Annotated in this window: 10 protein-coding genes; 3 read left to right on the forward strand and 7 right to left on the reverse strand. The window is 50.4% G+C overall.

The window, feature by feature from the left end; translation table 11 throughout:
* Positions 1-23 precede the first annotated feature (23 nt).
* Positions 24-1,274 (reverse strand): cell division protein FtsA, encoded by a 1,251-nt coding sequence (gene ftsA / locus ACZ5ZV_RS16935; protein WP_464118359.1) that lies wholly within the window; start codon positions 1,272-1,274, stop codon positions 24-26.
* Between the two features lie 121 nt (positions 1,275-1,395).
* Positions 1,396-2,142, reverse strand: coding sequence for a cell division protein FtsQ/DivIB (locus ACZ5ZV_RS16940; protein WP_464118360.1), 747 nt, complete (start codon positions 2,140-2,142; stop codon positions 1,396-1,398).
* A 204-nt stretch (positions 2,143-2,346) separates the two neighbouring features.
* On the opposite strand from ACZ5ZV_RS16940, the gene ACZ5ZV_RS16945 reads away from it, so the two are divergent.
* The 3 genes from ACZ5ZV_RS16945 (at position 2,347) to ACZ5ZV_RS16955 (ending at position 6,876) form a co-directional block, all read left to right on the forward strand.
* The gene (locus ACZ5ZV_RS16945; protein ID WP_464118361.1) at positions 2,347-3,882 is read left to right on the forward strand and encodes a methyl-accepting chemotaxis protein; all 1,536 of its coding nucleotides are present in this window, start codon (positions 2,347-2,349) and stop codon (positions 3,880-3,882) included.
* 88 nt (positions 3,883-3,970) lie between these two features.
* Positions 3,971-4,897 carry a universal stress protein gene (locus ACZ5ZV_RS16950; protein WP_464118362.1) on the forward strand — a complete coding sequence of 309 codons (927 nt, stop codon included), beginning with the start codon at positions 3,971-3,973 and terminating at the stop codon, positions 4,895-4,897.
* Positions 4,898-5,055: 158 nt separating this feature from the next.
* The gene (locus ACZ5ZV_RS16955) at positions 5,056-6,876 is read left to right on the forward strand and encodes a hypothetical protein (protein WP_464118363.1); all 1,821 of its coding nucleotides are present in this window, start codon (positions 5,056-5,058) and stop codon (positions 6,874-6,876) included.
* Between the two features lie 5 nt (positions 6,877-6,881).
* On the opposite strand, the gene murC is transcribed toward ACZ5ZV_RS16955, so the two are convergent.
* The 5 genes from murC to murD all read right to left on the reverse strand — a co-directional run bounded on the left by murC (position 6,882) and on the right by murD (position 12,372).
* A complete protein-coding gene (murC, locus tag ACZ5ZV_RS16960) occupies positions 6,882-8,243 on the reverse strand; it encodes a UDP-N-acetylmuramate--L-alanine ligase (protein WP_464118364.1) in 1,362 nt (453 codons plus the stop codon).
* A complete protein-coding gene (gene murG, locus ACZ5ZV_RS16965; protein WP_464118366.1) occupies positions 8,240-9,316 on the reverse strand; it encodes an undecaprenyldiphospho-muramoylpentapeptide beta-N-acetylglucosaminyltransferase in 1,077 nt (358 codons plus the stop codon). The genes murC and murG overlap by 4 nt, the downstream gene beginning before the upstream one ends.
* Positions 9,313-10,458 carry a putative lipid II flippase FtsW gene (gene ftsW / locus ACZ5ZV_RS16970; RefSeq protein ID WP_464118368.1) on the reverse strand — a complete coding sequence of 382 codons (1,146 nt, stop codon included), beginning with the start codon at positions 10,456-10,458 and terminating at the stop codon, positions 9,313-9,315. The genes murG and ftsW overlap by 4 nt, the downstream gene beginning before the upstream one ends.
* A gap of 76 nt (positions 10,459-10,534) precedes the next feature.
* A complete protein-coding gene (locus ACZ5ZV_RS16975; protein WP_464118370.1) occupies positions 10,535-10,912 on the reverse strand; it encodes a hypothetical protein in 378 nt (125 codons plus the stop codon).
* Between the two features lie 71 nt (positions 10,913-10,983).
* On the reverse strand, positions 10,984-12,372 hold the full coding sequence (murD, locus tag ACZ5ZV_RS16980; RefSeq protein ID WP_464118372.1) for a UDP-N-acetylmuramoyl-L-alanine--D-glutamate ligase: 1,389 nt from the start codon (positions 12,370-12,372) through the stop codon (positions 10,984-10,986).
* Positions 12,373-12,374: the final 2 nt, after the last annotated feature.

Raw genomic sequence — 12,374 nt, forward strand, 5'->3', positions numbered from 1 at the left:
TCGGCGGACACAGAGTAAAAAATTTAAAAAATCTGTCCAAAAAAGTCTTTGATCTTCTTAGTGATGCCGTCCAAGGATTCACCAATGTTCACTTCCTGCTGTTGTGCCTGAAGCAGATCTTTTCTCTGCCCCAATGCCCACATCAGAAGGCCAACAGCGGCGGAGAATTCTCCAGACTTCACCACATCTGTCAGGCCACCGATTTCGCGAGGAGCCCCTCTGCGAACCGGGATATCAAAAACAAACTCACCCATCTCAATCAGGCCATCCAGATTGCTGGCACCGCCCGTCAGCACGATCCCGGAACCCAGCATCGGCATCAGACCGCTCATACGAATGTCATTGGCGATCAGATTCAGAGTTTCCTCTGCACGCGCCTCAATAACATCCGCAAGATCTTTGCGAGGAATCACGCGGGACTTGCGTCCACCGACACCTTCGACTTCGATAGTTTCGCTTTCATTAACCATGGAAGCCATGGCACAGCCATGCTTCTTTTTAAGCTCTTCCGCCGCAACCTGAGGGGTGCGAAGCCCCACAGCCACGTCGTGAGTAAAGTGCTGACCACCCACTGGAATCACAGAGGAGTGCGCCATGCTGCCATTGACGAAGTAAACGGCATTACAAGCGCCGCCACCCATATCAACCACACACACGCCCAGATTTCTTTCATCGTTAGAGATCACAGCCGTCGCCGAAGCGAGCTGAGAAAGAACCAGGCCTGCGATTTTAAGACCCGCTTTTTCAACACATTTAACTGTATTATTGATGGCGCTCTGACCACCGGTCACAATGTGCACGTTGGCTTCCAAACGAATGCCCGACATGCCGATAGGATCGGTGATCCCGTCCTGGCCATCGACTTTGAATTCTCTTGGAAGAACATGCAGAACAGAGCGATCCGCCGGAACAGCCACCGCTTTGGCGGCTTCGATCACGCGGTCAATTTCAGAGGCGGTGACTTCGCGGTTTTTGATCGCCACCATGCCCTTGGAATCAAAAGAGGAAATATGAGAACCGGCAACACCCACCCAGACTTCTGAGACAGTGTAACCGGACATCAATTCTGCTTCTTCTTTGGCTTTTCTGATGGAATCCGTAGTGGCTTCGATGTTAACAACGACACCTTGACGAATCCCTGTGTTGGGAGCGGTGCCGACGCCTGCTACTTCAATTTTTCCTTCGGGATTGACTGTGCCGATGACGAAAGAGACTTTGGTAGAACCAATGTCCAAGCCAGCCAATACCGGAGCTTTGGGTTTCGATGTACTCATCCTTAAGTCCTCACGGATGCCTAAACTAATAAAGCTTCTGTAAGACCACCCGATAAAATCATTTCAAGGGGCTATAAAGTGGGGCATCTACCCGACTTTGATCGGTCTTCCAGACTTAAGCTTAGGGATCCTTACGCAACCTGACAAGGACTTTCTTTGACAGATTCGCGTCTATGACGCGCGCGTCAAACTGGCGGGATTCGAGATAATCGACAACCTGACTGACTCGTGCAGACTTCAAAGACACTTGGTCTTCGCCCATCTTCACCTGGATTCCCGTTTTGATCATGGTCATCCAGAAGCCTTCTTTGTTGTCGTACCGAATTTCAGAAATTGTTTTTCGACTGAACGATCCTTCAGCAGGAATCTGCTCGACCAGATCCACGGCTTTCTTGCGCAGCTCTGCTTTCTTCATGAAGCTGTCGCCCTCAAGAAGGACAACATCCGGAGCCTGTTTGCTTTCAACAGGATCCAAAAGCTCTCCTCCCTTAATGATGGGAACCAGCTTTCCATTTTTGCCCATATAAAGAAGCTTCACTTCATAAGGACGAACACGCACTGACAAAGTTGTCGGCCAACTGCGCTTGATGTTCAGGCTTTCCACCCAGTTCATCGCCTTCACATCGCGTGACACGGACTTCAGTTTGATGTTCCAAAGCGATAGTCCCTTGTACTTCTCAAGCGAAGCCTCCAGGCGATCCACGTGAGGGCGCAGGAATTGCTCTTGGCCTGGGGGTGGATTTTCCAAAATAACTTCCACTTTACCAATATCAAAGAAGCCGTTTTTATTAAGATAGAAAAGCGTTCCCGCCAATGAAAGCGGTAAGATAATAAATCCAAAGATAAGTTTCAAAACGAACTTCTTCACTGAAGTGACTCCGCAAATCCTTTGCTGCCGTGACTTTTAGATTAGCAACAAGATCGCCAACAATGAAACGCTGTCCGCAAAACAAGACCTAGGTCTCTGCCCCGACCAAGATCCCAATCTGTCAATTAAACTCATTGAATACGAATTTAGAACTATATTGTTTTTGTAATGTTCTCCGATACAGCGATGTCAAAGGAGTTCAGCATGAAGTTTGGCAGCAAAGTGATCCTTAACGTCGCAATATCCTGTGTAATTTGCACCATCGCTGCTGTTGGCATCTCTTATTCAAAAATCCATCAGCAAGGTCGCGATCAGTTGATCGACAAGTCCCGCGCCATCCTTTCGCGTCTGGAGTCCATTCGTTCTTACATCGCACTCAGCGACAACCTGCCAACCGAATTCGCCCGCACTGTTGAAGCTTATCCCGATGGCAAACTTCCAGAGGAGGTGCGCAAAAATCTTCTGCGCAAAGTTCCCATCTTCGCCTCGATTGTCGTCGGTTTTGAGAATGCTGAGCAGGATGGCTACAAGTTCCGTGTCTTTGCAGAGGATCCGCGACGTGATCAGAACAAAGCCACTGCAACTGAATTGGAAATTCTAAAGCGCTTTGAAGCCAATCCTGAACTGAAAGAAATTATTGAAGGTGACAACAATCAAGTGATTGTCTATCGCCCTGTCCGCCTGTCCGAATCCCAGGGCTGCCTGCTATGCCATGGAAACCCGGCGACCAGCCCGTGGGGGAATGGCAAAGACATTTTGGGTTTCCCTATGGAAAACTGGAAGGACGGCAAACTGCACGGCGTGTTCGCTGTCACTTCCTCCACCGATGGTGTTGCCACCGCGGCTACCAACACCACCACGTCCATTCTGATCTGGTCCCTGATGATCACTCTGTTGATTCTGTTAGTGTCCTACATCCTTCTGCGTTCCCCGCTGAATGCCCTGCTTGCGGCTATCAACAAACTCAACTCAGCCGGTGCGCAGGTTTCCACAACTGGAAACGAGATTTTCACCTCCAGTCAGAATCTGAGTGATTCAGCGGTGAAGGCTGCGGCCTCTATCGAAGAAACCTCGGCTTCCACAGAAGAGGTTTCCAGCATGGTTAAGATGAACAGCCAGCACGCCAACAAAGCCCGGGATCTGGCCCAAACCGCGCAGGAAAAAGCGCGTGTGGGTGAAAATGAAGTCCAAAAACTGACGACCTCCATGGATGACATCTCTTCCAGCTCCAAAAAGATTGAAGAGATCATCACCGTCATTGACGATATCGCCTTCCAGACCAACCTGCTGGCCCTGAATGCCTCTGTCGAAGCCGCGCGAGCGGGTGAACACGGCAAGGGCTTTGCCGTCGTTGCCGAAGCTGTTCGCAGTCTGGCTCAACGAAGTGCCACTTCCGCCAAAGAGATTTCTCATCTGATCAACGACAGTGTCGAAAAGATTGAGGCCGGACATGAGGTTGTTCGCACCAGCGCCGAATCCTTGAAAGAGATTGTTACGACCATCGAACAACTTTCCTCTTTGAACACTGAGATCTCTTCTGCCAGCACAGAGCAAGAGCAGGGCATCACCCAGATCAATCGTGCGTTGAACGACATGGATAAGATCACCCAGGCCAATGCCGCTGCCGCGGAAGAGTGCGCTGCGGCCTCTGAAGAGCTTACGCGTCAGTCATCTGTGATGGAAGAAGCAGTCCAGCAACTCAATGTTATCATTGCAGGAAAGCAGCAACAGTCCGCCTAAAGTCATTTCTTTGCTGCAAATATGATCTGAATCATGGACCAGCAAACTTAAAGTGTTATCCTTCATTCAAGACGAAGGAGGATAACACATGAGTTCCCATTCACTTCTAATCGCCGATGAGCTTGAGGGCAAAGACGAGGTCACTCTGAGAAGGTCCCAGGTCAATCGCAAATTCGCCTCGGACCTCTCTGTTCGCCTACAGTGCTCCGTCGACCTGATCTATGTTAAAACTCTTAAGGACATCCCCGGTCGTCTGTCTTTAAACGCCAGCGAAAAATCCAAACTTATTGCCCAGAAAACACAACAGTTGGCTCCGGTGATGAAAAGCTTCACTCGCCCTGGCAAACTGATCGTTAAGTTTGGCTCGCCTCTGCGCGAGATCTCCAATGCCGTTAAGGATTCCCACAACATTGAGGCTCTGATTCTGGGCTCCCGTGCTTTGAGCGGCATGGATCGCTTCTTCCTTGGCAGCGTCGCCGAAGAGGTCGTTCGTTATGTCAAACGCCCCGTCTTTATCCTGGGCCCTGGAACACAAAATGATCAATACGCACTTTCAGAAAGAAAAGAACTGCGACTGATCATCGCCACGGATCTGACCAAGAAATGCCGGGCTGCTGAGACCTACGGAATCAGCTTAGCCAAGCGCTTGGGAGCCAAAGTGCTGCTCTATCATTCTGCCGCAGAAACTCTGCGCACGGTCGAGCAATATGTCTTTGCCTCCGGCGAAGCGACTCCCAGCATTGACTCAATCTTTGAAGACATCAAAAAAGACGCCATTAAATCTATGGAAAAGCGAGTGACTCGCCTGAAAGCCAAGGGCATTGATTGTGAAAGCCACATTGAAATGGAAAAGACCCCCTTTGCCGACACACTTCTAGCCAGCCATAAAGATTCCATGGATCTGATTTGCATGGGCGATGATAGCAGTGGCGGCCTGTTCACTTCCCTGTTGGGAAGCAACTTGCGAGATATGATCGCAAAGTCGCCGGTTCCAGTCGTCGTCGTCCGGGGCTAGACACATCAAAAGCACTCCGTGATTTCAACGCGTCTCAATCTGAGACGCGTTTTTTTGTCCTGCGTGCCGGCCCCTCTTCGTCACTTGCTCACCGATTGGACGATCGTAAGCCCCTGGTTTTCCTATGAAGTGGACGGACTCTTGCACCTTCACAGGGCATGAAACGAATGTGTCTTGCGCTCACAAATATCCTGTTCACTTTTTTGGCTCTGGCCAGTCAGGCTGAAACAAAAAGAATCTGCACCATGACCCTGAATTCAGCCGACGAAAAGCAGGTTCTGCAAGACCTTTATGCATCGGAAAAAGTCGAAGTCATCGAGCTGGTTCCAAGCCAGAACAAAAACCCTTATTGGCTGCAGAATGCCTGCAACGCCGGGATCGAGTGTGACGTGCTGCTGGTTTCCGGTCACTTTGGCGGTGTGTTCTTTGGTGAAGGCGTCAGCACCACTTTAGATTTGAAAGAACTTGAACGCTTGAGCTGCTCAAACTCCTGCCCGGGAATTTTAAAGAAACCCAAAGATGTCTTCCTGATGGGATGCAACACCCTGGCCACCAAAACCCGCGACAAAAGATCCATCGAAGAATACGTGGAAGTTTTGATTAAGAATGGCTTTCCCCGGGATTTAGCCGAACGCGTGGCCTTTTCTCGCTATTCTGATTTCGGCATGAGTATCAGCCAGATCTTTGCGTCAGCTTTCCCTCATGCAGAGCGCTTGCATGGGTTTTCCAGCACAGGCCCCCTGGGAAAGGTGGCAGGTCCCCTGCTGCGCCAGGCCCTGCGCGGAACCAGCGCGGAAACGTTCTTCAGCAAAGGCCCGGACACCACCCGCCTGAATAAACTTTTTGCCGGAAGCAGTTACCGCATCGTGGAGCCGCGCAAAGAACTGGATCAAAGCTATAAAACCCTGACTTGCAATGCCTTTTCCAGCAGCCCGAACCATAATCAGGATGCGATTGCCTTTCTGTCCCAAAAACTGCACCTGAAGAAGTATTATGAGCCCCTTTTAGAGGCGACCGAAAATCCTGTCTTTATGAAGCTGCTGAAAGAGACCCTGGAAAAATCCCCCGAGGTCGCCCGGAACTTTGAATCCTTCTTTGCCGAAATCAGCACTGCCCGTTCACTGCCGCTAAAGATGAAGATGCAAATCGTTGATCTGCAACACCAGTTGGGACTGCTGCCAGAGGTCGTGAAATTCGATCTGCAGGAACAAATGATCCGCCGGCGCCTTGGCGAGGGACTGAACTTCATCATCACAGATCAGTTCTGCGCGATGAAAGATCAGCTTAAAGAGATTGAACTCAAAGCCTCGTGGCTTCGCGCCTCCCCGGACGCCTTTCAGTTTATTCCCCGCCTGAGTCAGTGCTTCGGCGGATACGATGCCGGCGTTGAGGGACTGCTAAAAGAAATGATGTACAGTGCCGACCCATCCATGCGTCGAGAGTCTTTGCGTGCCTTGAAGGGGCACTTTCACTCTCAAGACTATCGCGAGCTACTTAAGGCCTCTGCCCAATGGCCTCGCCGGGACCGTTTTGAACTGAAGTACAGCACAGGACTGAACAGTCCCACGGAGTGGCTCAGCGCTGATGTTCAGGCTTGCCTGAAAAATGCAGCCAGGGGCAGCACCAGCTCGGATCGGGACGGTGCCCGCTGGAGCTGTTACAATAGCCATGAGATATCCGTTGATTCACCGGTAAAGTGCCATGAATTTGCAGGTCAGTTTGAAACTCAAAGTGTGACCGGCATTGCCTGGAGCTGTTTAACCCGCTTTGAAACAGACATCCATCTGGGGGCCTGCCTGGCTTCAGCGGAACATATTGCTGATCCGGAAAACTCTGATGACGTGCGCTGGTACTGCTGGTCCAAATTGTCCCAGCAAAATCAGCTGAGCCGTTCCGAGTGCCTGGCCCTGGCGTCCTCGATGAAAATTCAAGGCAACCGCTTTAAAGCCAATTGGAATTGTATGAACCGTCTTAAATAAAATTCTTACAGGTGATTCAGGACATCCAGTCCCAGCTTCCAACCATCTCCGGCACCGAGGGTGACAAAGACGTCGCCCTCTTTCAACATGCCCAGAATCTTCTGCGTCGCCTTTTCATCGCGCACAAAATAGTGAGCATGTTCATGCTTCATTTCCTGCGCCAGCTTTTCACTGGTCACACCAGGAATCGGGGCTTCACCCGCCGGATAGATATCCGTCAGAAGAACTTCGTCAGCTTCCATGAATGCCGTGGTGAAATCATGCCAGCAGTGCTGCGTGCGTGAATAACGATGCGGCTGGAAGAAAACCACCAGTCGCTGCTGCGGATACTTCTCACGGAAGGCCTGCAACACGGCACGCACTTCTGTGGGATGGTGTCCGTAGTCGTCGTAGATCTTGATGCCTTTTTTCTCGCCCTTGAAGTGGAATCGGCGATCCACGCCTTCATAGCGCTGAAGACCTTTGGCACAAGTTGCAAACGGAATCCCCGCAGCCACCCCTGCACAGATCGCCGCCACTGCATTCAGGGCATTGTGACGTCCCGGCACCTTCAGGTTGAATTCGCCCACCAGATGTTTCGTCCCCAGCAAGCGGTCGTTGCGATGAACGGCATAGTGACCTTGTTCACCGGACACAACCAGATCGTTCTTTTCATCAAAACCATAGAACAAAATACGCTTCGGGAAATTTTCGAAGATCTGACGAACCAACGGATCATCCCCGCACACAATCACTTTGCCATAAAAAGGAACTTTCAAAGCAAAGTCGTGGAAGGATTTCTGCACATTTTCAAAAGTTTTGAAGTGCTCCAGATGGTCGGAATCAATATTGGTGATGATGGCGATTTCCGGGGACAACTTATGGAAGCTTCCATCGGACTCATCGGCTTCCGCCACCAGCCATTCGCCCGAGCCCAGCATCGCTGTGGACTTGATCAGCTCAAAACGTCCGCCGATCACGATCGTCGGACTTAAGTTCGCCTCCAGGAAAATCGCGGATGTCATGGAAGTTGTCGTCGTCTTGCCGTGCGTTCCTGCGACTGCAATACCACGCTTCAGTCGCATGATTTCGGCCAACGCCTCCGCGCGGGGAATCAGCGGAATCTGACGAGCGCGGGCCTCTGAGATTTCCGGGTTGCCGTACTGAATCGCACTGGAATACACAACCACATCCGCATCCCCCACATTGGAGGCCGCGTGACCTTTGAAAACTTTGACTCCCAGTTCTTTCAGTCGCTCCGTGTTGGCATTTTCGGCCATATCACTGCCAGAAACTTTCGCGCCGATGTTATGCAGAAGCTCCGCAAGACCGCACATACCGATACCACCGATACCGACGAAATGAAATTTAGCGTGCTGTAGTTTCATTGCAGAATTTCCTTTGCGATCACCGTCGCAGATTGAGGGATATAGAAACTCTTTATATTCTGAACCATCTGATCACGCAAAGCTTTATCACCGCGCAAAGATTGGACTTCTGAAATCAACCTTTCCGGGGTTAAATCTTTCTGCAGAATCATGCGGCCTGCGTTTCTCTCGACCAAACTTTCAGCATTCTTCTGCTGATGATTGTCCGCAGCGGGCAGTGGAATGATGATCGGAATAATCCCGAAGGCCGCGGCCTCCGCGATGGAGCTAGCCCCACCCCGACAGACGATAATATCGGCCCACTGATAGTACTTGGCCATATCGTAAATGAACTCAAACGGCTGCACCTCACAAGGCGCCCCCTTTTGATATTTCTCAGTGATGGCTTTGATATCGGCTGACCCGACCTGATGAACCACAGAAAGATCCTGAACCCAGGCTCCTCCCGCCATCACAGCATCACTGAGACAGTTATTCAGAACTCGTGACCCCTGACTGCCACCAAAAGCCAGCAGGTGGAACTTTTCGTTCTGAGTACTTTGATGTACGGCACTTTCGATTTCCGCACGCACCGGCATACCGGCTTGTATGATCTGACTGTTCTTCAAATATTTCTTGGCTTCAGCAAAAACCACGAAACACTTGTCCACGAAGCGGGATAAAAGCCGGTTGGCCATCCCCGGCATCGCATTAGGCTCCCAAATCGCCGTGTTGAAACCAATAATACTGGCAGCCAGCACAAAGGGACCTGAAGCATAGCCACCCACCCCGATCACATAAAGGGGTTTCAGTTGCCCCAGCAAACGAACGGATTGCCACAACCCCACAGGGATCTTGAGCAAGGTTTTGATTCTTTGCAGAGGGCTTTTTACGTTTAATTTTCCGGATTCAATGAAGTGCAGTGGAAAGCCTTCGCGGGGGACAATCTTCCCCTCCAGGCCCTGGCTGGTCCCCACGAAATGGATTTCCAGTTCAGGATCCAGTTTCTGCAACGCCCGGGCAATCGCAATCCCCGGATAAATGTGTCCGCCAGTTCCTCCCCCGGCGATCACGATGGTTTTCTTAGAAGTCATTTATTATTCACCTTTGATGTCGTCCAACGAGAACCGAAGCGACGGGAAAACTTATCCTCTTCAAATGAGTTCTCTATGTTCAGAATCAGACCAAACATAAAGCACAAGGACACCAAAGAACTACCGCCGTAACTTAGGAACGGCAAGGTCAAACCTTTGGTCGGAAGCAAGCCCATCACAACACCTGCATTGATAAAGACACTCAACCCAAATGTCACTGACAATCCCAAAGCCAAAGCTCTTTTGAATGGCTCCTCAGCTTTGACCGCAATCTGCATTCCACGGAAAACCACAAATCCGTACAAAGCCAGAATCAAGACAAATCCGACAAAGCCCATTTCCTCACCCAGCACAGCCAGTGTGAAGTCGGTGTGAGCTTCAGGAAGGAAGAACAATTTCCCCTGCCCCTGACCCAATCCCGCCCCGGTCAAACCACCGGAGTGAAAGCTCAGCATACTTTGAATCACCTGAAAGCCTTTTTGCGCCGGGTCCGCCCACGGATCCAGGAAGGCCAGCACACGCGCTCGACGATAAGGAACTGACATCACCAGGAAGTAGAAGGCAGGGATCAAAACCGCCACCGCTGCGGCGATGTACTTCCACTGCAGACCGAAAGCGAACAACAAAGTCACACCCACCATCAAAATAATGGCGAAAGTTCCAAAGTCAGGCTGCTTCAGCAAAAGACCCAACGGGGCGATCATGGCAAGAATAAGCCAATGCCACTTCACCCGACCCAGGAAGTTTTCCTGACGACACAACAAACTGGCAAACCAGACACTGAACGCGATCTTCAAAAGTTCACCCGGCTCAAAACGCACACCGAATGGCAACTGGATCCAGCGAATCGCTCCACCCACTCGAACCCCCAGGCCCGGAACAAAGGTCGCCAACACTCCCAGAGTTGCTGCCAGCCACAAGGCCCAGCCGTATTTTTCAATGTAGCGGAAAGGAATGTGGATAGTCCCGATCAGAATACCCATTGCAAGAACCGCAAATATCAGTTGTCGCTTGAAGAAGAAAAGACCGTCCCCGTAGGATTCGATCGCGAAGATAAAGCTGGATGAATAAACTTGAACAAGACCTATTCCCAAAAGAGTGATGATGGCAAGAAACAGGCTGCTGGACAGATATCTCAACATAAAAATGGACTCCCGACCTTTAGTTTAATCAGGAATCCATTTTATCGTCTATGACTGGTAAAAAAGCTGGACCCGATTATTCAGAGACAACTTCAGCGTCGGAATCTGCTGTTTCCGACTTAGCTGGAGTGGCCGGTGCGGACTTCTTGGGCGCGGCCGCTCTTCTTTCGGAGCGGTTGGCCGTAGCACAGCAGTAGATGACACCGGAATGGTCGGAAGAGTTTTTGTAATTAGTCACAGTGAAGTTTCTGCTGGAGTCACAGCGCTTGGCCATAGACATGCTTAGTTCCACATCCAGATCCGGGAAAAGATCCCCACTGACAAATTCGCAGTACATACCGGAAGAAGCAGCCAGTCGTTCACGCTCTTGCTGGCGAGCTTTGAATGTTCCGGAAGCACAGCCGGAAAGAATTAAAGCGGAAGCGGGAATTAAAAATAGAAAATGACGAGACACAAAGCCCTCCTGGCAAATTCATGTGTACATACTCAAAGGGCCTCATCCTCGAGGCCCTTTGCTTGTTTTTATCAGTGAAACTTTCTCACGATTTCTTTGAAATAATCGCCGCGTTCTTCAAAACTGTCAAACATGTCAAAGCTCGAACAGCCCGGAGACAGCAGAACCACATCGCCAATTCTCGACTTTTGGTAAGCGATCAAAACCGCCTCCTCAAATGTACCGATCAGGAAGGTTTCCGAGAAGTCACCAAGGTCGCGATTAATACGTTCTTTGGCTTCCCCGACCAAGATCAAGGTTTTCACCTTGCGTTTTACGGATGTGCGCAATGGCTCGTAGTTCAGATTTGTATCCTTACCACCCGCGATCAGGATCACGTTTTCATCAAAAGTGTCCAGGGCACGCAAAACCGCATGCACGTTCGTAGCCTTGGAGTCATTGTAGAACATCACTCCGCCCACCTTACGCACATATTCGATGCGGTGTGGAAGACCCGTGAAAGTATTGATAACTTTCTGAACCGCCTCACGAGTCGCCCCGTGTTCGCGGGACGCCAGAATCGCCGCCATGATGTTTTCCACGGAATGTTTCCCGCGCATTTTCATGCCTTTGATGCTGAAGCTTTCAATCTCAGGACCTGTGCGAACACGGATTTCATCGCCGATATTCACGGCACCACCGATGTTCATGATTTGCGGCTCCAAAGCCGGTTTACGGGAGAAGTAGAAAATACGACCGCGCTGAACCGCCGGGTCACGTGCCAGTTCAACCACGGCATTGTCATCAGCATTCAGGATGCTGGTTGTTGCCTGGTTGGTGTTTTTGAAGATACGGCGTTTTGCATTAACGTATTCTTCCATGGAGCGATAACGATCCAAATGATTTTCCGCCAGATTCGTGAAAACGATATTGCCCGGATTGAAGGTGTCACAGTGTTCAAGCATGAAACTGGAAACCTCTGCAATAACAACCTGAGCTCGGTCCTCCAGGCGCAGGTAGTCCACCAACGGCTTCTCATTGGCACCGCCCACCCATGTCTTAACACCGGACTCTGTCAGGATCGCCTCAGTGATTTTTGCCACTGTGGTTTTACCGTTAGTTCCTGTGATACCGATGATCGGTTCTTTGATGAAGCCAGCAGAGAATTCAAACTCACCGGTGATCTTAATTCCTTGAGAACGCGCGTATTCAAAGATTTTCAGGTTGCTTGGGACACCTGGGGAAAGAATCACCAGATCCTGTGCAATGAAAGTCTTGGGACTGTGCCCGCCCAATTCAAACTTGATTGGCAAATCACCCAGTTGTTCCAACTGTGCAGACAATTCAGGCTTGGATTTATGATCCGTCACAGTCACTTGCGCGCCATGTTTGGTCAGGAAATGCGCCAAGGAAACACCTGTTTTCCCCAAGCCCACAACCAAAATGCGCTTATCTTTTAAATCACTATACTCTTTATACATTT

It is taken from the genome of Bdellovibrio sp. HAGR004 (assembly GCF_055397015.1).

What these genes read in the sequence shown, in the direction of transcription:
- ftsW (WP_464118368.1), bottom strand. Translation starts at nt 10,458, where the DNA reads ATGTTGAGATATCTGTCCAGCAGCCTGTTTCTTGCCATCATCACTCTT.
- ACZ5ZV_RS16955 (WP_464118363.1), top strand. Translation starts at nt 5,056, where the DNA reads ATGAAACGAATGTGTCTTGCGCTCACAAATATCCTGTTCACTTTTTTG.
- murC (WP_464118364.1), bottom strand. Translation starts at nt 8,243, where the DNA reads ATGAAACTACAGCACGCTAAATTTCATTTCGTCGGTATCGGTGGTATC.
- ftsA (WP_464118359.1), bottom strand. Translation starts at nt 1,274, where the DNA reads ATGAGTACATCGAAACCCAAAGCTCCGGTATTGGCTGGCTTGGACATT.
- murG (WP_464118366.1), bottom strand. Translation starts at nt 9,316, where the DNA reads ATGACTTCTAAGAAAACCATCGTGATCGCCGGGGGAGGAACTGGCGGA.
- ACZ5ZV_RS16945 (WP_464118361.1), top strand. Translation starts at nt 2,347, where the DNA reads ATGAAGTTTGGCAGCAAAGTGATCCTTAACGTCGCAATATCCTGTGTA.
- ACZ5ZV_RS16950 (WP_464118362.1), top strand. Translation starts at nt 3,971, where the DNA reads ATGAGTTCCCATTCACTTCTAATCGCCGATGAGCTTGAGGGCAAAGAC.
- murD (WP_464118372.1), bottom strand. Translation starts at nt 12,372, where the DNA reads ATGTATAAAGAGTATAGTGATTTAAAAGATAAGCGCATTTTGGTTGTG.